We start from the raw sequence: 23,102 nt of genomic DNA, 5'->3' as shown, positions 1-23,102 counted from the left end.
TTCGCCCGGACGCTGCCCGTACCCGACATCCACGATCTGATCTCTTCGGCACACGCGCTGACCGACCCGATCCCCCACCGGTTCTCCGGCTCGCTGCGGCGGCGCTACGAGCGCCTGCGGAACCCACCCGCGGGGTTCCTCGCCATAGGCGACGCGATCTGCAGCTTCAATCCGCTCTACGCCCAGGGGATGACCGTGGCGGCTCAGCAGGCGCTGGCCCTGCGGAACTGCCTGCGGGTCGCCGGCCCGGATCTGCCGGCCCGTTTCTACCGACAGGCCAGCTGCCTCGTGGACGCGGCCTGGGAGCTGGCGACCGGCGCCGACCTGCGCTATCCCGGCGTCCAGGGGCGGCGCGGCCTACGTGGCCGGCTGGTCGGGGCATACGGGGAGCGGGTACAGATCGCCGCGCATCGCGATGCCGCCGTGGCCCGTGCACTGATGAACTGGTTGAACCTCGTGGACGCTCCCACCGCCTTGCTCAGGCCCACCGTGATAGCCGGAGTCCTCCGGTATGGCCGGGCACACCCGCTCCAACCGATGTGGGTGCCGCCCGCCGCCCAGCACCGCTCCGGCTCCGGCTCCGGCTCCGGCTCCGGCTCTACATGATCAAAATATTGACCATCGCCGCCAGCTGGTGACATAGCCACAGTCCCGCCGCGAAAACCGGAAGTCGGTGGTGCCGGCGAGGCTGGTCGTCGACTATCGGTGGTGTGCCCGTCCCTCATCAGAAAGCCTCACAGCCGGAGTACTGGGCCACTATCGCGGCCACCACCGCGCCGGAGTCCGCGGGCCACGCTACCGGGCTTCCGTTCGTGGTCGGCCTGGACGACTCGGACACGCCATACGATGTGGTCGACGCCCTCGCGCTGGCCCCGTTCACGACGGGGGAACAGCCGTGGGCGCACAGCGCCCGGATCGACCGTCTCCGTTCAGGCGCGTCCCTGCTGCCACCCGACGCCAAAATACTACGTACGGTAATCGAAGACTCGCGTGACTCACGGCTCGCCGCGGGCGACGGCTGGACGTTGCGCGCGGTGCGCTGGCGCGGCGGCGGCGGTGAGGTGACCGTGACGGCGGTCAGTGAAGAACTGGCGCGCACGGTACTCAGCAGAGTTGTGCGCGAGGCCGTCGCCGAATCGGACGTCGACAGCGCCGTCACGATGGGCTTCTGGTACATGTCCGCGCGACGCGGCCCGACCCGTACCACCCGCAAGGCGGCCACGACGTCGTGGGCCTCGATCCGGGACAACTACTCCAGCAGCGCCCGCGACGCGCTGGACCGGCTCATGGCTGTCCGGCACGAAGCTCTGGCCGGCCGGCTGATTCTGTTGCACGGACCGGCTGGCACCGGAAAGACCACCGTCCTGCGGGCACTGGCCCACGAGTGGCGACGCTGGTGCCAGGTCGACTGCGTCCTGGACCCGGAGGCGCTGTTCGCCGACCCTGGATACCTGATGGAGGTCGCGATCGGCTTCGACAGCGACGAGGACGACTCCGACGATAATGACCATGCCCACGATGGCGACGGCCCTGGCCGGGGGGCGCTGGATCCGGTGCCCGGCGACCGCGGCACCGCACAGGCCGCCGAGCTGGGCGGTGTCCGGCGGCGATGGCGGCTGCTGGTGATCGAGGACTGCGACGAGCTCGTCCGCGGCGACACCCGGAGTTCCTCGGGGCAGGCGTTGTCACGGCTGCTCAACCTGACTGACGGCCTGGTCGGGCAGGGGCGGGACGTCCTTGTCGCGCTTACCACCAACGAGGATCTCGTCCGGCTGCACCCGGCAATCGTGCGTCCCGGCAGGTGCCTGGCTCAGGTCGAGGTGGGACCGCTGCCCCACGGCGAGGCCGTCACCTGGCTCGGGACCGCGCAGGGAGTCGGGCCGATGATGACGCTGGCCGAACTGTTCGCGCTCCGCGACGGCCGGGCACCGGTGCGGAGCACGCGGCCGGACCCGCATTCCGGCCTCTACCTGTAACGGCCCGGCCACCGGTAACCCGGCACCGGCCGTAGCTGGCTGGTGCGCTGTTTCGCCGCTATTCCGTCGCTATTCCGTCGCGGCTTCCCGCCGCAGGTAGCCGGACCCCACGAGGCTTTTTACCCGGACCTGCTCCCGCACCTGGTCAACGAATGTGTCTATCGGCATACGCTCCTCCTTGCCGGAGCGGTACCGCACGGACACCGACGAGTCCGCCACCTCCTGTCGGCCGACAACCACGACGAACGGGATCTTTCGCGTGATCGCGGTCCGCACCTTCGCGTTGAGCCGATTGTCACTCACGTCGACATCAGCCCGCAGGCCCGCCTGGAGGAGCCTGTCCCGCACCTCGTTCGCGTAACTCAGCAGATCGTCGGAAATCGGGATGACCCGGACCTGCTCTGGCGCCAGCCACACGGGAAAGAGCCCGCCGAAGTGCTCTATCAAATATGCGACGAATCTCTCGTGCGAGCCGAGCGGGGCTCGGTGGAGCACGACCACCGACTTCTCCGACCCGTCGGAGTCGTGGTAAGTGAGCCCAAAGCGGTCGGGCGTATAGAGGTCGACCTGGTTGGTCGAGGCCGCGAACTCCTTACCCGTCACAGAACGGATCATGAAGTCGACCTTCGGGCCGTAATGCGCGGCCCCACCGATTTCCTCGACGTACGGAATCTCGGATTCCTCCATCGCCTCTCGCGTGATCCGCTCGGCATCCGCCCACATCTGCTCATCGTCGTGGTACTTCGCCGTGTTCGACGGATCGCGCAATGCCAGGATCATATAGAAGTCGGTGATGCCGAGCGTCCGGTAATAGTCGGCATGCATCCGCATGACCTCGAGAAACTGATCCTTCGCCTGCTCGGCGGTGCAGTAGATGTGCGCGTCGTTCTGGGTGAAACCACGCGCCCGCATCAGTCCGTGCAGCTGCCCGCTCCGCTCAAAGCGGTAGACCGTGCCGTACTCGGCCAGTTTTATCGGCAGCTCGCGATAGCTGTGCGGCCGCGCCTTGTAGACCATGTGATGGTGCGGGCAGTTCATTGGCTTGAGATAGTAGTTCTCACCCTCGATGTCGATGGGCGAGTAGAGGTCTTCGTTATAATACGGCAGATGCCCCGAAAGATAGTAGAGATCCTCTCGGGTGATATGCGGGGTCACTATCCGCTTGTACCCGAGCTGCCGCTCGGTTTCGCGCGCCCATCCCTCGAGCTCGTCCCGGATGATCGTGCCGTTTGGCAGCCAGAGCGGCAGCCCCTTGCCGATCTCCTTGCTGAACGCAAACAGATCCAGGTCCTCGCCGAGGCGGCGATGGTCGCGCCGGGCGGCTTCCTCCTGCATCCGGAGGTAATCCTTGAGCGCCTCGCGCGTCGGCCAGGCGGTCCCGTAGATGCGCTGGAGCTGGGGGTTCTTCTCGCTGCCCCGCCAGTATGCGGCGGCGCTGCGGGTGAGCGTGAAGGCGGGAATCAGTCTCGTGCTCGGCAGATGCGGACCGCGGCACAGGTCAGACCAGCAGACCTTGTCCGTCACCCGGTCTATGTTGTCGTAGACAGTCAGGTCACCGTCGCCGACCTCCATGACCTCGCCAAGATCAAGACCGCTCTTGGCATCGATCAGCTCCAGCTTGTAGGGCTCGTCGGCGAGCTCGGCCCGCGCCGCCGCCGGAGACAGGAACACGCGCCGCCGGAAGAGCTGGCCGACCTTTACGATCTCGCGCATGCGCTGCTCGATACGATCGAGGTCTTCTGGCTGGAATGGCTTCAGGACATCGAAATCGTAGTAGAAACCATTCTCGATCGGCGGGCCGATGCCGAGCCTGGCTTTGGGGAAAAGTTCCTGGACCGCCTGGGCGAGGACGTGCGCGGTCGAGTGCCGCAACACGCGCAGCCCGTCCGGGCTGGACATCGGCACCGCTTCGACGTCGAGATCGGTGTCGGGAGCCCAGTCGAGATCTCTCAGAACGCCATCAGGACTGCGGACCACGACGATCGCGTTGGGCCCGACGAGCGGCAGTTTCGCAGCGGCGATCGCCTGGGCAGCCGTCGTCCCGGCCGGGACGACGGCGCGCGCGGCCACGGCTTCGGAACGAGATGCAGGCACTTCGAAGTCTCCTTGGATCGGTTTGGACCGGTTTGGATCAGGTACAGCCGAGACATGCTGTGACAGCCGCTGTCCATAGCCTAGAGGCTGGGTAACGTATCTCCGCCGCGCGGCACCCGGGACGGTGCCTGGCGCAGGTCGAGGTGGGACCCCTGCCCTGCGCCGCGGCCACCCACCGCGTGGCTCGGGTCCGCTCAGGGCGTCGCGCCGTCAGACGGGTGCGCGAACCGGGAGGCCCTGCTCCCCTGCCGCGGAAGCCAGCCGCCTGTCGTAGGTGACGAAGCCGTCCAGCCCGTTCCCCAGGTAGAGGGCCGTCGCGAGATGGATGGCGTCCAGCGAACGGAGCCCGACGCCGGGAAGCCGGCTGGCGGTCTCGACGACGGCGTGCGCGATGTCCACCCGTCCGACCCGGGTAAGCAGCAGGTCGGCATCGGGGAGCAACGACGGATCTTCGCGCAGCACGGCCCGCCTGGTCTCCACAACCAGAAGCACACTGGAGACCAGCGGCATCCCGCGCCGTGCGGTGAGGAAATCTCGCAGCGCGGGCGTCTCCTGTTCGGCCCGGACCAGCTTCACGAAGGCCGATGTGTCAAGGTAGATCACCAGCGCTCTTCGTCCCGCAGCTCTTCCACGACGGCGGACAACGGTCGGGTACCGACAGGCGCGGCGGGCGGCGGTAGGAGGTCCAGAATGCTTCCGACCGCGGGCTCGTAGTGGCCGGCGGCGACAAGCCGATCCAACGGCGATCCTGCGTCGGCGGGCACGAGGTAGGCCACCAGGACGCCCCGGTCGGTCACCGCGACCCGCTGGCCGCTGCTGGCCAGGGCCACATAGCGGGACGCGTGCTGGCGCAGCTCACGAATACCGATCGATTCCATACCCCAATGTAGCACCCATGTGCTACACATGACACCCGCAAACCCCGACAGAGGCAGAGCTTCCCCGCTTCACGCTCCCCTCATCCATGCGCCATATCCAGCCGGCGCAGGTGCCCGACGGGTTACTCGCCAGCCGTGAACTCGCTGATGCCGATCACGTTGGGCTGGGCGTGCACGCATCGATAGATCATGGCTTTGTCCGCTGGCGAGGCGTACGTGACGTTGTAACGCAGCGGGTACACGCGGCTGGACTGGGCCGTGTTGTGATCACGTGCCTCCTGGACGGCCTGGCCAGCTGTGGGGCACGCGGCGCGGACCGCGTCCTTCTGCGCGTCCGTGGCGGTGGGGGTGAAGTAAACCACCGCCTCGATCCGTGGCGGTGGTCCGGCGACCGAGGCATACACGCCAAAAGCGGCCAGTGCGGCGAACGCCAGTCCGCCCAGCAGCACCCAGCGCCGGTGACGCCGGTCGACGAGGGCCCGAGCCAACCGCGCCGCGGCCGGCTCGGGTGAGCGCCGGGCCCTCGCCCGTGGAGCGGTGTCCGGGACGTCCTGCGAGGTCACGAGCCTCCTTCGGACGAGATCAGGCAGAAACGATAGCGGTTGGGGTGGCCGGTTAGGATGGTCAGCTGGGGTCGGCAGCGGCGCAGCGACAATCCTGATCTTGATCCGTCACCGGATCGCCACCAGTACGGCGTGCCCCTAACTTAGCCGTTTCGATGAGGCCTTAAGGTAAGCGCTCTTGCCCGCGCAAACGCGAGCGATGTTCATCACACCGACCTGTCCAAGCCGGCCAGGGACGACGTGAGCATGGGGGACCAGCGGGGATCGCGAGGCGATCTGTCGGGACGGCCTCCTCGCGTCGTCGCAGGCCCCAAGAAACCCCGGAGAGACCGTGCCCTCCCGTATCGAGGACTACGCGGTGATAGGCGACACCCATTCGGCCGCGCTGGTCTCCAGGGACGGCTCGATTGACTGGCTGTGCCTACCGCGGTTCGACTCGACCGCCTGCTTCGCCGCGCTGCTCGGCGATGAGGACTCCGGTCACTGGAAGATCGCTCCGGTCGGTCCCGTGCTCGCGGTGAGCCGCCGCTACCGGGGCGACACCCTTGTCCTGGAAACCGACATGACCACGGCGACCGGAACCGTGCGCATCGTCGACGCCATGTACCCGAGGTCAGGCGAGCACATCGTGCTGCGGCTGGTCGAAGGCATCGAGGGGAACGTGCGGATGCGCAGCGAGACCCGCATCCGGTTCGACTACGGCTCGATCGTCCCATGGGTGCGGCGGCTGGATGACCACACGATCGTCGCGGTCGCCGGGCCGGACGCGGTCACCCTGCGTACCACCGCGCCGATGGAAGGCCATGACATGGCCACCTACGCGGAGTTCACCGTCTCCGCTGGCCAGTCCGTGCCGTTCTCCCTGACCTGGTGCCCCTCGCACCGGCCGGCGCACACCCTGATCGACGTCCGTCGGGCGATCGACCTCACCGAGTCGTGGTGGGCGGAGTGGATGGCCGGCTGCACCTACGACGGGCAGTGGCAGGAGGCGGTCCGGCGTTCCCTGATCACCCTCAAGGCGCTGACGTACGCGCCCACCGGCGGCATCGTCGCCGCGGTCACCACGTCGCTGCCGGAGATGATCGGCGGCGTCCGCAACTGGGACTACCGTTACTGCTGGCTGCGCGATGCCACCATCACCCTGCTCGCGCTGCTCGATGCCGGGTTCACCAGCGAGGCCACCGCATGGCGGGAGTGGCTGCTGCGCGCGGTGGCCGGTGACCCCTCTCGAGTACAGATCATGTACGGGGTCGGCGGTGAGCGCCGGCTCACCGAATACGAGGTGCCGTGGCTGCCCGGCTACGAGGGCTCCGCGCCCGTCCGGGTCGGCAACGGCGCCGTCGAGCAGTTCCAGCTGGACGTCTACGGCGAGGTGCTCGATGCGCTGCACGTGGCCCGGATGGCGACCGATGTGGACGGTCACGACGACTCCTGGGCCCTGCAGACCAAGCTGATGGACTTCCTGGAGACCGGGTGGCGCAAGCCCGACGAGGGCATCTGGGAGGTGCGCGGGCCACGGCGGGACTTCGTGCACTCCAAGGTGATGGCCTGGGTGGCGGCCGACAGAGCGATCAAGGGCATCACCGAGTCGGGCCTGCCCGGACCGCTGGAGCGCTGGAGCGCGCTGCGAGCCGAGATCCACAACGAGGTCTGCGTCCGTGGCTTCGACGCCGACCGCGGCACCTTCACGCAGTTCTACGGCTCCACCGAACTGGACGCGGCTCTGCTCTACATGCCGCTGGTCGGCTTCCTGCCCGCGACGGACCGACGGGTCGTGGGCACCGTGGCCGCCATCGAACGCGAGCTCATGGAGGACGGCTTCGTCCTGCGCTACCCGACCGCCCCCGACGGTGCCGTGGACGGGCTGCCCGCTGGTGAGGGCGCGTTCCTGGCCTGTACCTTCTGGCTCGCCGACAACTACGCGCTGTCGGGCCGGGTCCACGAAGCCCAGGAGCTGTTCGAGCGGCTGCTGGCCCTGCGTAACGACGTAGGGCTGCTGGCCGAGGAGTACGACCCGCGGCTGGGGCGCATGGTCGGCAACTTCCCCCAGGCGTTCAGCCATGTGCCGCTGGTCAACACCGCGCGGACGCTGACGGACGCGCTTCGGGGCATGCCGCGCTCCCGCACCGACCGGGCATACCCTCCCGGCCACTTCTTCGGGTAGCCGGCAGGGATCCACCAGGGCGAACCACCCGTCCACATCCGCCGATACTGGGTACGGGCCACACCAACCGTGGCAGACAACCAAAGGGGGCAGCACACGTGGCGGGTCAGGTCGCGGTCATCGGCGGTGGGATTGTGGGGCTGGCAGTGGCCCGGCGGATCGGGCAGGCCGATCCGGGCGTGACCGTCACGGTCTTCGAAAAGGAGCACGACGTCGCCTGCCATCAGACCGGGCATAACAGCGGGGTGGTTCACGCCGGGCTCTACTACCAGCCCGGCTCGCTGAAGGCGACCCTGTGCCGGCGCGGTGTCGCGCTGCTGAAGGAGTACTGTGCCGTCCACCGCATCCGCTACGACGAATGCGGCAAGATTGTCGTAGCGGTCGACGACAGCGAGCTGGACAGGCTCGCCGACATCGCCGACCGGGCGCGCGCCAACGGCGTCCCGGGCACGGCCATGCTGGACGCGGACGGCCTGCGTCGCTACGAGCCGCATGCCCGTGGGGTGGCCGCGCTGCGCTCCCCCACGACCGCGATCGTGGACTACCAGGCCGTGGCCCGTGCGCTGCGTGACGACGTGCGGGACGCGGGCGGGTCGGTCCGCACCGGCGCCGAAGTCGTATCCGTCGACGACCGCGGTGACGGTGTCCACCTGGGCCTGCGGGTGCGGGGGACGGCCCGGGTGGCCCCCAACGGAAACCACGCGACCGCGTCGAGGGCTGGCGGCACGGTGACGGAGGTGTCCGAGACGGCCGGGCCGTTCGGCCTCGTCATCGCCTGCGCGGGGCTACAGTCCGACCAGGTCGCGAGGCTCACCGGCGAGGATCCCTCACCGCGGATCATCCCCTTCCGGGGCGAGTACTGGCTGCTGCGACCGCAACGCCGGGAGCTGGTACGAGGGCTGATCTATCCGGTGCCGGACCCGCGGTACCCCTTTCTCGGCATCCACCTCACCAGGCGGGTGGACGGCGAGGTCCTGGTCGGCCCGAACGCGGTGCTCGCGACCGCCCGGGAAGGGTACACAGCCCTGGCCGTCGATGGATCGGACCTGCGTCAGACGATCGCCTGGCCAGGCTTCCACAAGATGGCCCGCACGCACTGGCGGACCGGGGCGCGCGAGATCCTGTGGACGGCCAGCCGACGCGCGTTCGTGGCACAGGCCCGCCGGTATGTCCCGCAGCTGCGGGCCGCCGATGTCGTCAGGGGTCCCGCGGGCGTCCGCGCGCAGGCGGTCGCCCGCGACGGCGGCCTGGTGGATGACTTCGTGCTGTCGATCCGCGGACGGATCGTGCATGTGCGTAACGCACCGTCACCAGGTGCCACTGCGTCACTGGCGATCGCCGAGCACATCGTGAGCAAGGTCGTCGCGGAACCGGCCGCGTAAGAGCGACTGGCAATAGGGGACGCGGGTCACCCGGCCGCCACCCAGTGCGTGGCGCCGCAACCGTGGCTCGATCCCAAAACGGTGCCTTTGGCCTGTTGGTCTATCATGATGCTCATGGTCACGTTACGTGATCGGGGGGGCAGTCAGAACGTCGACCGGTTACCAAATGTAAAGTAGGGAAGTAGCCAGATGTTCCCTGTTCTTGGCGGACGCCGCCGATTCAGCCGGCGCCGAACGAGGATGACGGCGGCCGGTGTCGCCATTATCGGCCTGCTGTCCGCGCTCGCGGCGTGTCAGAATCCGACCGCTCCGACAAGCCCGACCGCCAGCCGCAGCCCCGACGCCACCGGCGCGTCCACCACCGTGTCGGAGGGTGTCGCGACAGTACCGGTGCCACCGGCCCAGCCCGGGATCGCCCCACCCGACTTCAGCACCTTCGCCAAGTGGAGCGATCCCGCGACGTGGGGGGGCACAGTCCCCGCCGCCGGTGCGGTCGTCACGGTCGCGGCGGGCCGACGGATACTCGTCGACGTCGACGTACCCAAACTGGGAGGCTTGGAGGTCGACGGCGACCTCGCCTTCGCGGACCGGCCGACGACGCTGCGCACGGCCTACATCATGGTGCACGGAAGCTTCTGGATGGGCACCGAAGGTGCCCCGCTCACCAGCGCCATCAGGCTCGTCCTCGACGGGCGCCCGACCGACAACACGATGGGTATGGGCGCGGACGTCCTGGGCTCGATGGGTGGCCGCATCGAGATCCACGGCAGGGATTCCGGCCATACCTGGACGAAACTGTCACAGACGGCCAACGCTGGCGCCACCACTCTTTCGCTCATCGACCCCGTGTCGTGGCGTACCGGCGATCTGATCGTCGTCGCCTCCTCCGACCTCGACGTGAACCACAAGGAACGTGTCACGGTCGCCGGGGTTTCCGCGGACGGCAGAACAATCACGATCGACAGGCCGCTGGCCCACCGGCACGCGTCGATAGTCACCGCCCAGACCTCCGGCGGCGAGACCCGCTCGGTCGAGGAGCGGGCCGAGGTCGGCCTGCTGTCGCACAACATCGTCATCACCGGCCCGGATAACGCGGCGGCGACGAAGTTCGGCGGCCATGTCATGATCATGAAAGACGGCACGCTGCGCATGTCGAACACCGAACTCGACCACATGGGCCAGTTCGGCGTACTCGCCCGCTACCCGATCCACTGGCACTGGGCCGGCGACCAGAGCGCCTCGCTGGTGGACAACGTCAGCATCATCGACAGCTTCAACCGCATGGTCACCATCCACCGGAGCAACAACGTCCATGTCAACGGCGTGGTGGCCGATGAGACCTACGGCGCCGGCTTCTTCCTCGAAGATCGTGTCGAGGAAGGGAACGTACTGACCAACAACCTGGTGATGGGCGTCCGTCAGGTCCCGGCGGGCACCAGGCCGCTACGCGCGTCGGACCAGATCCCGTCGGAATTCTGGATCACCGATCCGAACAACATCCTGAGCGGCAACTCCGCGGCCGGCGGTGACGGCGTGGGTATCTGGTACGACTTCGACATGAACGCGGTCGACCCCGGCAACGCCAGCGACGACGCGATCCACGACGCGGTCGACAAACCGTTCGGTCTCAACCAGAACAGCACCGCCCACTCACACACCATCCACCCCGCCGACTTCCCGGCGGAAGGCGTCCCGGGTTCGGGCATCAGCGTCGAGGCCTACAACGGCGACTTCACCCGGCGCGGCCGAATGATCAATCCGAACGTGTGGAAGAACGAGGGCTTCGGGCTGTGGATCGACGGTGCGCTCACGACCGACAACCCCACCGCCGCGAACAACAGCATCGCCCTCAACTGCCAGGACACCGCCATCAACAACGGCCTGCTCATCGGCAACAACACCGCCAACACCGGTACTGAGACAGGGCATATCCAGGCGCTGATCCGCTTCTATCACGGCCAGTGCGACACGAACGGGACCTGGCTCGCCAACTTCAAGCAGTCCGCCGGAGCGGATCCCGGGCTCGCGGCCATCAGCGACATCGGCGCGAGCACCTGGGACGCGACCAACCGGGTGAAGGGGCTGAAGTTCTTCGGCGACGGGTACCGCACCCTGTTCGCCAGCAACAGCCCGTACTTCGAAGCGGCGGAATCCGGCCACTCGCACTGGTTCGCCGACCTCGACGGTTCGGTCAAGGGTGACGGAGTACCGGCGATCATCCACAACGACTCCGCGCTGCTGCGGTCACCCACGGACAGGACCATCTACAGCCGAGTCGGTCCGGATTACTTCCAGGGCGCGGACTTCGGCACCTGGAGCCCGCTCGACCGTGGCTTCATGCGCCTGCGCTTCGGCCTGGTCGACGACCACTGGACGTGGAAGCGCGCCGACGGCGTCACCGGCTACAGCGGCACCGTCGGCGTGGTCGAAGGCCAGCGCTACCAGGTGACCCCACCGTCCGGGGGAACACTCAGCTCGCTCGACTTCGACATCCACGGGACCGATCCGGGTTTTGTCGACCTGGTCATCCCCTGGGCGGGCAGGTCGGCCCCCAGGGCCGGCTTCAAGTTCTGGGGCCAGGACGTCCCGGTGAAGATGGCGTCCAGCGTCGCCACCGTCGGCAAGGACGGTCAGTACTTCGTCTCCGGCGGAAACCTGTATCTGCGTATCGAGGTCGGCGGGACGGGCGTGACGTTCGGCAACGGCGGTGACCTGCGCAGCCTGTCCAACGCGGACCAGTACTGGACCATCAGGTAACGGCTCTGATCTCCGGGTACGCGACCAGATCTGGCCGTGTACCCGGAGCCGCGGGGCTTCTCCCAGTGACCCGGCTCAGTGGCTCAGTGGCTCAGCGCGGCGTCGCTGATGGCCGCCAGCAGCGGGAGGATGTGCGCCGACACCACGGTGGGGACACCGTGCTCGGCGCCGATACGCACCACCGCACCGATCAGAGCCTCGTGTTCCAGCGGGCGCCCCGCCAACCGGTCGTAGAGCATCGATGTGCCCGACCCGGCGGGCTGGTCACGCAGCCGCTCGATGATCAGTTCCGGCAGCTCGTCGGCAACGGCCGCACCGTCGGCGTGGGCGACAGCGACCGCTTCACGCATGATGGTCACCGCGAGCCGGGCCATGTCGTCCCGGCGCAGCACCTCCAGGCGCCGGCCGGTCAGCGCTGTGAGCGAGTTCGCCGCGGTGTTGGCGGTCAGTTTCGTCCAGGCCTCGACGGCGAAGTCGTCCACCGGTCGCACCAGCCCCGCGCTGGGCAGAACCCCGGCGAACCGGTCGGCGAGGGCGCCGGCCGGAACATGCAGGAACCCGTAGTTGCGGTGCTCGACCACACCGGGCGCGACCGGTTCGGCGTTGATGTAGACGACGGTGGGGAGCACCCGCTCCGCGGGTACCACCGCCGCGACCCGCTCGGCCTGGCGGACACCGTTCTGGGCGATCACGACGACGGTGTCCGGACCGACCAGCCGGGTCAGCCAGGTGAGTGCCGCCGCATTCTGATGGGCCTTGGTCGCCAACAGCACCCAGTCGACGGGCCTGGCATGCTCGGGGCTGGTCCAGACGGGCAGGTCGGCGCGGAACACCCCGTCAGGGCCCCGGAGCACCAGTTCGCCGAACCGCCGGCGCACGCAGAGCTGTACGTCAGCCCCCGCGGCCGCCGCTCGGGCGGCGAAGAACCCGCCGACCGCACCCACGCCCACGACCGCCAGCCGTCCCGCCATTGTCGTCGATCAGCCCATTTCCGTCATCAGGGGCCTGCTACCCTCAGTGCCCCAGGACGCGGCACAGGATCTGGTCGACACGCAGCCACGCGTCTTCGGAGATCGGGCCAAGAGAGTGGGACAGGGCCGAGGTCGGCAGCCAGGCGACCAGCTCGGGCAGGACGGTGCCGGGGATCGGGTCGGCGATGCAGGCGTCAGCGGCGTAGTCGTCCTGTGGCAGCGGGTCACCCGGGATGACCGGGCAGACGATCACCCGTCCGGTGCCGGCGTTGTTGTACATGTCCGCGGAGACGATCAGGGCATGGGCGAGGACGTCGACGCGCGCCCACACCTCACCCTGCCGCACGCCGCAGTTCCTCCAGCCGGGTGTACTCGGCCACCAGGTAGCTCGCGGTGACGCCCAGCGCGGCGTTGCGCTGCCGCTGGCGGGCGAACCGAGCGGTCCAGATCGACTCGGCCAGCGTCTTGTCCACCCACGCCGACAGCGTCATGCCGGCGGCGGTCGCCGCGGCGCGAGCGTGCTGGAGGGTCCCCGCCCGCACGGACACGTTCAGGTTCGGCATGCCACACACCCTATGACGCAGCATCACACGGTCCCGGCGGGGTGGCGGCACACCTGCGGAGACGCAGACGCGGTGACCACAACGGCCAAGTAGCCATGGCGCCCGCGCCACAGGCGCGGGGCGACCCGTCGCTGTCCCGCTCGCGAGCATCCGGAATGATCATTTGGCCAGCATCTGCTCGACGACCGTCAGCGCAACCGCGTGGAAGCCGGTTGGGGCCGCGCGGGCATACGAGTTGCTGCCCGGGATTTCCGCGAGCGGGCCGTGGTATGGCTCGGTGGGCAGGTCCGTGATGTCCCAACAGCCGGCCGAACTGAAGATCACCTGATCGTGGACGACCGGGGCGATGCGCAGGACAGGCCCGACCGCGGTGCCCGTCTGCCGCGCTGGCCAGGCGATGGCGAACAGACGCCCGTCCGTGCCCCATAGCGCGCCCGCGTCCGCGCCGGGGATCGGCCCCACTGCCCCGCTGGCGCTGCCGATCCAGCCCGTGCTGTCCGAGGTGATGACCGGGCCGCTGAGAGTCCGCACGGAATGCATGATCATTTGATGGAACGTCTGCCCGTCGATGACGGTCTCACCGGTCAGCGAGCCGCTGGCGACAAGCACTGACGCGCCGCGCTGCCCCGCTATGGCCAGCGTCTGTCGCAGGGAGAGCGACACGCAGCCGTTTGCCGCGGCCCGCGTTCCTGCCGCGCTCGGCTGGGCGGTCGTGGCCGGCCGGGGTGGCGTTGCCCATGTCTGCGGCACCGCGGCCAAGATGACGAGGACAGCCCCGGCCAGACCGCCGATGACGAGGGCGCGGTTGCGGCGCTGCCGCCGGGTGCGGAAGCTCGGGTGGAGGGCGGTCATGACAGCGCCCGGATCGGTGTCCTCCTGGGCGCGGGATGCCAGGAGCTGTTCGAGGTCACCGTGCTCGCTCCTTGGTCGCGGCAGGCCACGGTGCGGCGGCGGGGGCGGGGGCGGGGGAAGGACGCGGGCGCGCCGCACCGGGTGCGCGGACAGCCGAAGAGCTGGGCGATCCGCTCGCCGGGTTCAGCCAGGAGGTGGCGGAGCATCGCGGTCCTTCCCCTGCCTGGGGGATGTCAGACCTGATTATAACGTTATAACGCCGTTACCCCACCTCATTCTTGCGGGACGAACGATCAGTGATCGCTACAAAACGCCGATACACCGCCTGATTGTCGGGGGCGGCCGGTGTCACCCGGTCCGCAGTGACGCGCCCGGGATGCTGTTGACGACCGTCCGCATGGACGAGAAAAGCACGTTCGTGCTGCACTTGTTGCCTCCCGCGTCGTACACCGCGCCGCAGGCGGAGCCTGTCATGCCCGAGCCCAGAAAACCCTGTATCATTCCGGCCGCCCGGACCTGCCCGGACGACGTACTCGCGAGCGAGATCACCGGACCGCCGCTGTCACCCTGGATCTGCGCGATCGCACCGCTCGACTGCTGGACACCTTCGATGGTCGAAAACGACCCACTACCATCATTGAATGACACCAACAGGTTTGTGACCTTGATGTTACAATGCTCGCCGGAGTTACCGCCACCCGTGCACACGAAGTCGTTGACGCCCAGGTCAGCGTAGCCTATGACGGTCTTCCAGAAGTTATTGGAATTGTATGCCCCGTCGAATGCCAAGGCCGCCCCGGTAGCGCTCAGCACCCGGCCGCCGCCGTCCGTGGAGGTGCGCACGCCGGTCCCGTACCTGTTCGACGCGGCTCGATCCTGATAGTCGTCCGCGCTGCAGTGACGTGCGGTCGTCGTGTTGGACGTCCCGCCGAGGTTGACAGCGAACCCGCTGGAACAGGTGTGTCCGGTGGAGGGGCTGAGCATGTATCCACCCGCGTTGAACGGTGCGAAGTCGTCGTCGCGGCCAGTGCTCGTGTCAGCGCTGACACCTGGTGTGACATGCACCGGTACCCCCATGACCGCCGTAGCCCGCGACCGCACCTGCGGTGCGCGCCGCTCCGCTGGGGCCGCGGTGTAGGTCCCGTTGACGGTGATATCGTCATCCGTCGCCCCGACGGCGGCGATGAATGAAATCTTGAACCCGGCCCATTCGCCCGCGGCCGCCTGCTGCCAGATCTCGTTGGTAGCCGCGCGGATCTGCCGCAAGCTGTGTGCGCGCCGCTGAACGGACACCGCGATGCCACGCCGCTCGCCCTCTTTGACAATCGCTGACAGCAGGGACGTGTGGGGGCCGTACCACATGATGGTGATCGCCTTGCGCGCCAGGTCGTCGATTGAGCCGACATAGCCACTGTCAGCGAAGCCGGCCTGGTCGATCATCCAGGACCTGAAAACGGAGAGCGCTTCCTGGTTACTGATGGTCGTGGCCCCCACGGTCTGGATGAACGCCCGGGTGACCGCGTCACCTCTCGCGCCCGGCAGCCCCGATGCCGTCTCGGCGCCGGTGGCGACCGCGCCCGCCGTGGCCGTCGCACCGAGCTGCACGGTGAAAGTGGCTAACGCCAGGAGAGCGGCCAGCGCCGCGGTGAGTTTCCCGCGCCGCGCGCCGGCCCTCCCTACCGACTTCCTGACCGGATCGTTTCGCATCGTCGTTCCACCCTTCCCGGGTAATGGGGCGGCCTGGCGGGAGGCCCACGGACGCCTGTGCGCATGAACAGGAGAAGCGGCTCGGTGAAAGCTGTACGCCGCCAACGAGAAACACAGCCGCTGGAGCGGAAAAATTCATCGCCGCAGATCAGCGGACTACAGAGCCGCGGCCAGCCGGCCTTCCCCTGACGACCACGACGGCCGGGAACGCTGATAATCGTCACCCGACGGGGCGGGACAAACACCGGGGAGGCAGTGCCGTATGCCAGCTGACATGAACGTCGACTCCAGTCAGTCCAACCAGAAAGACCGCGCACAGCGCGGCGCCAGTACGGATAATTGAGTTACCGGAAAATCGAGCCGTGGGACAAGCGAGTTGTACACGCCCATCCGTTAGCATTGAAAGGCACCGGACAGATACTGCCAGCAAGCATCCGCACGCACACCACATCAATCGCAGAGTTGTTAATCTGTAGATATTTTCTACAGCCGGCCGCTGCGCTAGTGCGCGACCGGGGATAGCGGCCAAGATCTCCACGGATATGGAAACCCGCAGGTAGCGGCACAAAGAACGCCTGTCATCCGCACACTCTTTTGTATTCGATCTTTCCCCGGACGATGCCGGCGGCGTCAGCCGCAAGAAGCAGCCGCTCAACGCGCGGAACAGGGCGGGCTCCGGGTTGGGCTCAGGGCGCATCGATGCGACGCTCACCCGCGTGAGACTTCCGGGCCTGCCGGCAACACCCTTCGAGCGGTTGGCTGCGCGCTGGCAAGCCGCCCGCGACAGCAGTGAGATCATTCATCTCGATGCGGCCGGGTGCGCGCGGATGAGCCGGGCCACCATCGCCGCCACAGGGGCCTACCTGGCGGAGGAGAGCCGGGCCGGCGGGTACGTCGCCGAGATCCGCCACAGCGAGCCGTTGGCACAGCTACGCGCGGATCTCGCGAACCTGCTCGGCCCTGATCTGTCGGCCGGCGACGTGGCCTTCCACCACTCGGCGTCCACCGCGTTCGCCGCGCTTGTCGACGCCTGGCCGCTGCCCGCCGGTGGCCGGATCGGTGTGGTGCCCGGCGAGTTCGGGTCCAACGCGATGGTGCTGGCCGCGCGGGCGGCCCGTGACGGCATCGACCTGATCGACCTGCCGGTGGACGGCTACGGGCGGATCGACCTCGATGCCCTGGACCGCCACGGCCCCGCCGGCCTTGACCTGGATCTGGTGACCTTCCCGCACGTGCCCTCCCAGCGCGGGATCGTCCAGCCGGCCGCCGAGGTCGCCGCGCGCGCCACCGCCGCGGGTGTCCCGCTCCTGCTGGACGTCGCGCAGTCCCTGGGGCACGTACCCACGGTCGGGCTGGGCGCGGCAGCCTATGTCGGGACGTCCCGCAAGTGGCTGTGCGGGCCGCGGGGGGTGGGCGTTCTCGCCATCTCGGAACAGATCATCGAACGGCTGGTCGCACCGGCCCGCTGCCTGCACACGGCGAGCTGGGACGGGCACGGACCGCCCGTCCCGCTGACCGGCATCGCCGCGCTGGGGATCGGCGAGTCTGCCGCGGCCGCCAGGGTGGGTCTCGCGCGCGCCGTGGGCGAGCTTGTCGATGCCGGGACGGCGGCGGTGTCGGGGCGGATCGCGGCGCTCGGGACGCTGGCACGGCGGCGGCTTGACGGGCTGGCCGGCTGGCGGGTGGGTGAGCCGCTGGCCGAGCCCAGCGGAATCGTCACGCTCGTCCCGCCGCCCGGGGTGGATCCGCACGCGGTCCGCGACCGCCTTTACGCCGAGGCTGGCATCCTGACCAGCGCTTTCGCAACCAGCCGCGCCCCCCGGGAGATGACCGGCCCGCTCCTGCGCGCAAGCCCGCACGTATACAGCGACCCAGCCGAGATCGAGGCCCTCGCGGACGCCCTGGACAGGTTCACGCGGACCCGCTGACAGCCACCGGCAACGCGTCGTGGAAGCTGAATGTCACGTTTGCTGAAATAGCAGGCGTTGTAGCCAGACCTGACCGGCTGAGGACGGCGTGACCATGCCAGCTGACGCACCGCCGCCTGCCCCGAAGGGCTTCGCCCTCCTGTCGCACGGCGCGGTCATGGTCCGGGCGGCCGTGCTGTTCCGTGTCCTCACTGGTGTGTTGGGCCTCGCGCAGGTCGCGATCTGGTGGTCGTGGACCTGGTCGCACCCGTGGACGCTCGCCGGCCCGCTCGCCGCGGCCGCCTGGGCCGTGCTCGTCGTGATCTTTCTCACCCGTCATGGCCTCGACCCGCGCGCCAGCTTGCTTGAGCTCGCCCTGGCCGGACCGCTGGCCTGCTTCGGCGCGCTGATGATCCCGCCCACGACGGTTGGGGACGCGGCCAACTGGGTCTACGTCACTGTCGGCGGAGCCACCGTGACGGCGGCGTGGTGCCTGCCGGTGCGGGCCGCGGTGCCGGCCGTCACGAGCGTCGCGGCGGCGTACTGGGCGGGTGCGGCCATGGTGGGGCCGTCCGGGCCGGCCCCGGGGGTGCCGGCCCGCTCCGTGGTGCTGCTCGCGGTCATCACGACAGCCTGGGCGCTTACCGTACGGACCGCCCGCGCCCATGCCGTCGATGCCGACGTCGACCTCGCCGCGGCAATACGCCGGTACCGGATCGCAACGATCGTTCGCTCCCGGGCACAGGACCGCCGGGAGCAGGAACGCCTTGTTCACGACACGCTCGTCAACACCCTCACCGGAATCGCGATGGGCGCCGTTCACCCCACCGGCCCGGCCGGGGCGGGGGGGACCACGGCGGTGCCCACCGCCGATGTCCGCGCCCGCTGCGCACGTGACCTGTCCGTGCTGGAGGCGTTCCTGGCCCGGGGGACGCCTGGGGACAGCGCCGCCGGTACCCACGGCGGGCACGACCTGCCGGCAGCGGCCTGGGACGCCGGACAGGCCGAGCGGGCGGCGCTCACCCGTGACAGCGGCCGGCTCATCCGCACCCGCTACGAGACCGGGCTGGCCCGCGGTGTTGCCGTCTTCGTCCTCTGCTGGCACGCGGCGGTGCTGCTGCCGGCTGTCACCATGATGAGCAGTTACCGCTGGCCGGCGCTCTCGCTGGCGCTATGGCTCACGCTGGCGGTTCTCGCCGTGGCCACCGCCACCGTCCTGCTCCGGCGAGGTCTGCGGGGCTGGGAGTCCGCCGCTTTGCTGACCACCGCGGTGCTCACGGAACTTCTGGTCGGCCTGACCTGCCGTGGCTACAACGTGGTCGGTTTCGCCAACTGGGCACTGCTCGGTGCCGGTTGGCTGCTGGTGGCGACGGCGGCGAGCCGCCCAGTCAGGGAGGCCCTGCTCGGTACCACGGCCGTGACGGTTGTGGCTGGCGTGCTGGCCCTGCGTGAGGTCGGCCCGGGGCCGCTGGCGCTCACCCGGTTGGCCGCGGTGGCCTGGGGGCTGTGGGTCCCGCCGCTGGCGGTCATGGTGGTTCGCCGTGCCATGGCCGCGGCTGGCCCGACCGTCGCGCGGATCGTGGCCACCGAGGCTGAGCTGAACGCGCTGGAGATCTCCGCCGTAACGGTCCGGGCCGACCGCGCCCGCCGCTGGGACATGCTTGCGACCCGTACGCTGCCGCTGGTCCAAGCGATCGCGGACGGTCTGCTCGACCCGGCGGACGAGGCCGTGCGCAGCCGCTGTGCCGCCCAGGCCGCGACCTTGCGCCGGATGATCACCGGTACAACCGTCCTGGACCTCGAGCATGTGATCGCCGTCGCTGAGCGCCGGGGCCTGCGGATCGAGACCCAGCTGCTCGGAGATCTCAGCGCTGTACCGGCCGGGGCCCGCAGCGCGATAGCCCGCATGGTCGACGAGTCCCTCGCGTCCGTGGCCGCCGGCCGAGTCCTGCTGACCGTGCTTGGCGGCAGCGACGAGGCCCAGGTGTTCGTGTCGTTTCCGGCCTCTCCCACCTCTCCGGCCTGCGCGCGGGCCGTCCGGGCCATCGGCGTGGGCGACCGGATGGAGGGCCATCTCGACGCGTTCACGGACACGGCGGACGGACGCGGCTCCCTGGAACTGCGATGGAGCCGATGAGGACGCTCGCCACCTCTGTTACCAGGCGCTCTTAGAGCGCCCGGCAACAGGGGCGTGGATCAAGGAACGGGGCTGGGGTGCGTGCATCGCGAGGCGGCGGAGGGAGTCACCGGAGGTGTTGGGTGGCGACCGACGACAACGCGGCGAGGTGCGTGCCCCAGCCCCGCGACGCCGCGTCCCCTGTTGCCGGTCGCTCTTAACCGATCCGAAGGGACCAAGATGTTCGAAAGGGTGACGTGGCAGGCCCTGCCAGGCCCCGCGGCCCGAGCCCTTGCAGCGCGGATCTAATGATCTCCGTCGCGGCCGTCGATGATCATCCAATCGTCCTGCACGGGCTTGAGGGACTACTCGCGGCGACACCCGACTGCACACTCGTGGCCAAGGCCACCACCATGGCGGAACTGCTCGCCGGCCCGGGAAGGCACGCCGACGTCGTCCTGCTCGACCTCGACCTCGGTGATGGCAGCACCGCGCCGGACAACATCCGGCAGCTGATCGACACCGGCCCCGCCGTGGTGGTGTTCAGCGCGACAGCGGCGCCGGCCGCTGTCCGCGAGGCCATCCGTGCCGGTGCGTACGGTTTCGTGCCGAAGACCGAAACCGTTGATGATCTAGCCACGGCTATCCGGGCCGCGGCGGCCGGAAATGGCTGGGTATCGCCCCAGCTCGCCTTCGTCCTGTTCACCGACGACGCGCCGGATCGCCCGGCGCTGTCCGCACAGGAGCGCGAGGCGCTGCGGCTGTACGCGGGCGGGATGCCCATGAAGCTGGTGGGCAAACGCATGAACGTGGGGACCGAGACCGCCAAGCAGTACATCGAACGGGTCAGGATGAAGTACCGCAAGGTCGGCCGCGACGCGACAACAAAGATCGACCTGTACCGCCGGGCGGTGGAAGACGGCCATCTCAGGCCCGACAGCACCGGCTGACCCCACGCCCACCCGCCCCGCCAGAGAGCTGGGCGGACCCGCGGCATGCCGTGTCCTGAGCCCATCCGTCGCCCGTCGCCCGTCGCCCGTGCCGTCAGGCCGCGTCCCACCCCGCCCCCCGTCTCAGGGTGGAAACGCGCGCCATTCGGGGCCGCTGAGCGACCGTCACCCAGCTTGGCCCGGATGCCACGCGGTGTCATGACCCCACAGCTCAGGACGAAAGGACCCCCATCTGGGGGACGGCCCTGTCAGGGATAACCCTGTCAGGGACGGCCGCGGCGTGACCCGAAGCGGGCGAACAGCGAACCGCCGACAACGGCAAAGCCGCCGAGAAGCGTGATCCACAGACCTGGCCCGACCCGGACCGACATGCCAAGATCCAGACCGGCCGGCCGGGTGCCACGCAGGAGCTGGAACAGGTCGAGCATCGCCATAAGAACGATCATGGACCCGGTGACCGCGGCGAGGATCCAGAGCAGGCCGCTTCGCGCACGGACCATCAGCGTCCCGCCGAGAACGGCGGACACGACACCGAACAGCAGCGTCGTCGCGCCGTACTGCTCCGCGTCGGTGCCCTTGACCGAGATCTCGATCAGCCCGAAAGCGCTCACGGTAGCCCACGTCATGAACGAAGCGAGGGCTGTCGCGGCACCGGCGGCAAGCACCACCAAGCCGCCGAGCGTTCGGCTCAGGCCCGGCCCGCCGCCGGCGGTTCTCGCGTCGGCCCCCAGCGGCGCGCCCCACAGCTGATGTTCTCCAGCGCTCGCCAGCTCATTCGGGACGTCCCAAGCGTCCAGCGCGGCCACGGCGACGCAGTCCGCCGGCGGCGGGCCATCGTCGGATCGGGCCCAGCGCGGATCGGCCGTACGGGCCATTGCCGCGCGCCTTTCCGCTCGCCACCGCCGTGCCTGCTCGTGTCCGCGGTCCTCGCCAGTGGGTCGGGATTGCGGGCCGCCGGCATCGGTCTCGCCGCTCCAGTCAGCGATGCGCTCGGTCGGCGGCCCCCATGGACTGCGATCCTGTTCGGACACGCCTTCCTCCCTGTACGGTCAGCTGCCGCGGGCCGGCCATGGCGCCAGCCGCCCCGCGGAGCTGACTGACCAACCAGCCGGCCAGTCATGATCCTTGGATGTTCACCGCCGGATCACGCGCGCGGGCCGCAACAGCCAGCTACCAACAAGCGCGACCAGCCCGGCAACCAGGGTCAGGACGACGCCGGGCCCGGGAACAACGCTCATCTGATCAGCGGAAATGCCACGGAAGGATGCCAGCGGCGGCGGCCCCGCGATGATGTCCATCGTGGACAGCACCGTGACCCCGGCCGCGAGCACCCGCGCAACCACCCCATCCGCTGCCCCCGCCGGACGCCCGAACAGGCGCGCGAAGCCGATCATCAACAGGACGACACCGACAACCAGTGTCACACGACCGTCGCCAACCGTCAGCCCCGAAAAGGTACGGGTCTCCGCCCCGCTGCTCAGCGTGCTCCACGGCAACACCGCGCCCGCTCCGGTGACCGCGCCCGCCGTACCGACGACGAGGCCGGCGAGCCGGCCGGCCCTGGCCGGCCGCGGCGGCGGCACAGCCCAATCCGGATCAACGATGCCACGCTCGATGCCCAGCGGCGGTTCGGCAGCCACACCGCTGGCAGGGGCGTCCTCGGCAGCGCTCTCCCGAGCATCGGCATCCCAGCCGGCACGCTGCCGGGCAACGGCAGGCTCGGCCGAAAGGAGCTGCCCAGATCTCCCTGCCGGGGCTCGCAGCCGCGCCTGGGGCAGCTCACCGGCCCGGCCGTCGAGGCTCATGTCCGGGGCTGCCGCAGCCGGCTCCCATCCGCCGGCCGGTCCGGCGCCAGGCTGGCCGGCTTCCGCCGGAGCACGGAAAGGACCACGATCGCGCTCCCGTGGGCCGCTGGTGGGAGCGGGCGGCTCGGCGGTACGCCCGTGGTACCCGAACACCGAGTCGGCACTGGGATACGCCGGCCGGTGCCCGACTGGGCCTCGCTGCGCCCCGCCCGGCTCGGCGGACGGAGCGGACGGAACGTCGAAGTCCCGATGCTGCGGAAATGGGTACAGGGTGTCACGCCCCTGGACCGGGCGGGACGCCTCGGGCCGGTCGGCCACGGCTGGCCGCTGCCCGCCTGACGGCCGTGGCCGCTCATCCGGGCCCGGTGGCCGCGCGGCGTGCGCGCGCTCCGGCGCGGGCCCCGGTGGCCGAGGCTG

General features: G+C 69.3%; 18 protein-coding genes and 1 pseudogene. 8 read left to right on the top strand and 11 right to left on the bottom strand.

Annotation, left to right across the window (positions count from 1 at the left end; translation table 11 throughout):
- Positions 1-606: pseudogene (locus MJ785_RS02515) on the top strand (FAD-dependent oxidoreductase); the annotation flags it as partial.
- 104 nt (positions 607-710) lie between these two features.
- Entirely contained in the window at positions 711-1,976 is a 1,266-nt protein-coding gene (locus tag MJ785_RS02510; protein ID WP_239310169.1) for a DUF5925 domain-containing protein, read from the top strand.
- A 69-nt stretch (positions 1,977-2,045) separates the two neighbouring features.
- Here MJ785_RS02510 and thrS read toward each other — a convergent pair whose 3' ends face one another.
- The 4 genes from thrS to MJ785_RS02490 all read right to left on the bottom strand — a co-directional run bounded on the left by thrS (position 2,046) and on the right by MJ785_RS02490 (position 5,511).
- A complete protein-coding gene (gene thrS, locus MJ785_RS02505) occupies positions 2,046-4,070 on the bottom strand; it encodes a threonine--tRNA ligase (protein ID WP_239310170.1) in 2,025 nt (674 codons plus the stop codon).
- Between the two features lie 210 nt (positions 4,071-4,280).
- Positions 4,281-4,673, bottom strand: a complete 393-nt coding sequence (locus tag MJ785_RS02500; protein WP_239310171.1) for a type II toxin-antitoxin system VapC family toxin — start codon at positions 4,671-4,673, stop codon at positions 4,281-4,283.
- On the bottom strand, positions 4,670-4,948 hold the full coding sequence (locus MJ785_RS02495) for a type II toxin-antitoxin system Phd/YefM family antitoxin (protein WP_239310172.1): 279 nt from the start codon (positions 4,946-4,948) through the stop codon (positions 4,670-4,672). The genes MJ785_RS02500 and MJ785_RS02495 overlap by 4 nt, the downstream gene beginning before the upstream one ends.
- Before the next feature lie 122 nt (positions 4,949-5,070).
- Entirely contained in the window at positions 5,071-5,511 is a 441-nt protein-coding gene (locus MJ785_RS02490; RefSeq protein ID WP_239373462.1) for a hypothetical protein, read from the bottom strand.
- Positions 5,512-5,842: 331 nt separating this feature from the next.
- Here MJ785_RS02490 and MJ785_RS02485 point away from each other — a divergent pair, with 331 nt between their 5' ends.
- The 3 genes from MJ785_RS02485 to MJ785_RS02475 all read left to right on the top strand — a co-directional run bounded on the left by MJ785_RS02485 (position 5,843) and on the right by MJ785_RS02475 (position 11,814).
- The gene (locus MJ785_RS02485) at positions 5,843-7,675 is read left to right on the top strand and encodes a glycoside hydrolase family 15 protein (RefSeq protein ID WP_239310174.1); all 1,833 of its coding nucleotides are present in this window, start codon (positions 5,843-5,845) and stop codon (positions 7,673-7,675) included.
- Positions 7,676-7,773: 98 nt separating this feature from the next.
- Positions 7,774-9,057 (top strand): L-2-hydroxyglutarate oxidase, encoded by a 1,284-nt coding sequence (locus tag MJ785_RS02480; RefSeq protein WP_239373460.1) that lies wholly within the window; start codon positions 7,774-7,776, stop codon positions 9,055-9,057.
- 240 nt (positions 9,058-9,297) lie between these two features.
- Positions 9,298-11,814: a G8 domain-containing protein gene (locus MJ785_RS02475; RefSeq protein WP_239379987.1), complete on the top strand. Its 2,517-nt coding sequence runs from the start codon at positions 9,298-9,300 to the stop codon at positions 11,812-11,814.
- Positions 11,815-11,897: 83 nt separating this feature from the next.
- Here the strand turns inward: MJ785_RS02475 and MJ785_RS02470 are convergent, their stop codons facing one another.
- The 5 genes from MJ785_RS02470 to MJ785_RS02450 form a co-directional block, all read right to left on the bottom strand.
- Positions 11,898-12,785, bottom strand: a complete 888-nt coding sequence (locus MJ785_RS02470; protein ID WP_239310177.1) for a 2-dehydropantoate 2-reductase — start codon at positions 12,783-12,785, stop codon at positions 11,898-11,900.
- Between the two features lie 43 nt (positions 12,786-12,828).
- Positions 12,829-13,131 (bottom strand): hypothetical protein, encoded by a 303-nt coding sequence (locus MJ785_RS02465; RefSeq protein WP_239310178.1) that lies wholly within the window; start codon positions 13,129-13,131, stop codon positions 12,829-12,831.
- Complete coding sequence (locus tag MJ785_RS02460) at positions 13,118-13,348, bottom strand: hypothetical protein (RefSeq protein WP_239310179.1); 231 nt, start codon at positions 13,346-13,348, stop codon at positions 13,118-13,120. Before MJ785_RS02460 ends, MJ785_RS02465 begins: the two co-directional genes overlap by 14 nt.
- A 159-nt stretch (positions 13,349-13,507) precedes the next feature.
- Positions 13,508-14,338, bottom strand: coding sequence for a hypothetical protein (locus tag MJ785_RS02455; RefSeq protein ID WP_239379986.1), 831 nt, complete (start codon positions 14,336-14,338; stop codon positions 13,508-13,510).
- A gap of 210 nt (positions 14,339-14,548) precedes the next feature.
- Complete coding sequence (locus MJ785_RS02450) at positions 14,549-15,907, bottom strand: S1 family peptidase (RefSeq protein WP_239379985.1); 1,359 nt, start codon at positions 15,905-15,907, stop codon at positions 14,549-14,551.
- A 716-nt stretch (positions 15,908-16,623) separates the two neighbouring features.
- Here MJ785_RS02450 and MJ785_RS02445 point away from each other — a divergent pair.
- The 3 genes from MJ785_RS02445 to MJ785_RS02435 all read left to right on the top strand — a co-directional run bounded on the left by MJ785_RS02445 (position 16,624) and on the right by MJ785_RS02435 (position 20,880).
- Positions 16,624-17,835: an aminotransferase class V-fold PLP-dependent enzyme gene (locus MJ785_RS02445; protein WP_239310182.1), complete on the top strand. Its 1,212-nt coding sequence runs from the start codon at positions 16,624-16,626 to the stop codon at positions 17,833-17,835.
- A gap of 94 nt (positions 17,836-17,929) precedes the next feature.
- Positions 17,930-19,951, top strand: a complete 2,022-nt coding sequence (locus MJ785_RS02440) for a hypothetical protein (RefSeq protein WP_239373456.1) — start codon at positions 17,930-17,932, stop codon at positions 19,949-19,951.
- A 287-nt stretch (positions 19,952-20,238) separates the two neighbouring features.
- Entirely contained in the window at positions 20,239-20,880 is a 642-nt protein-coding gene (locus MJ785_RS02435) for a response regulator transcription factor (RefSeq protein ID WP_239379984.1), read from the top strand.
- 263 nt (positions 20,881-21,143) lie between these two features.
- Here MJ785_RS02435 and MJ785_RS02430 read toward each other — a convergent pair whose 3' ends face one another.
- Positions 21,144-21,911, bottom strand: coding sequence for a hypothetical protein (locus MJ785_RS02430; RefSeq protein WP_239373454.1), 768 nt, complete (start codon positions 21,909-21,911; stop codon positions 21,144-21,146).
- Between the two features lie 102 nt (positions 21,912-22,013).
- Positions 22,014-23,102 (bottom strand): hypothetical protein (locus tag MJ785_RS02425; RefSeq protein ID WP_239379983.1); only part of this gene is annotated, 1,089 nt, incomplete at its 5' end.

The organism is Protofrankia sp. CiT1 (assembly GCF_917627335.1).
Taxonomy (GTDB): domain Bacteria; phylum Actinomycetota; class Actinomycetes; order Frankiales; family Frankiaceae; genus Protofrankia.
This window is presented reverse-complemented; position numbering and strand designations above follow the sequence as displayed.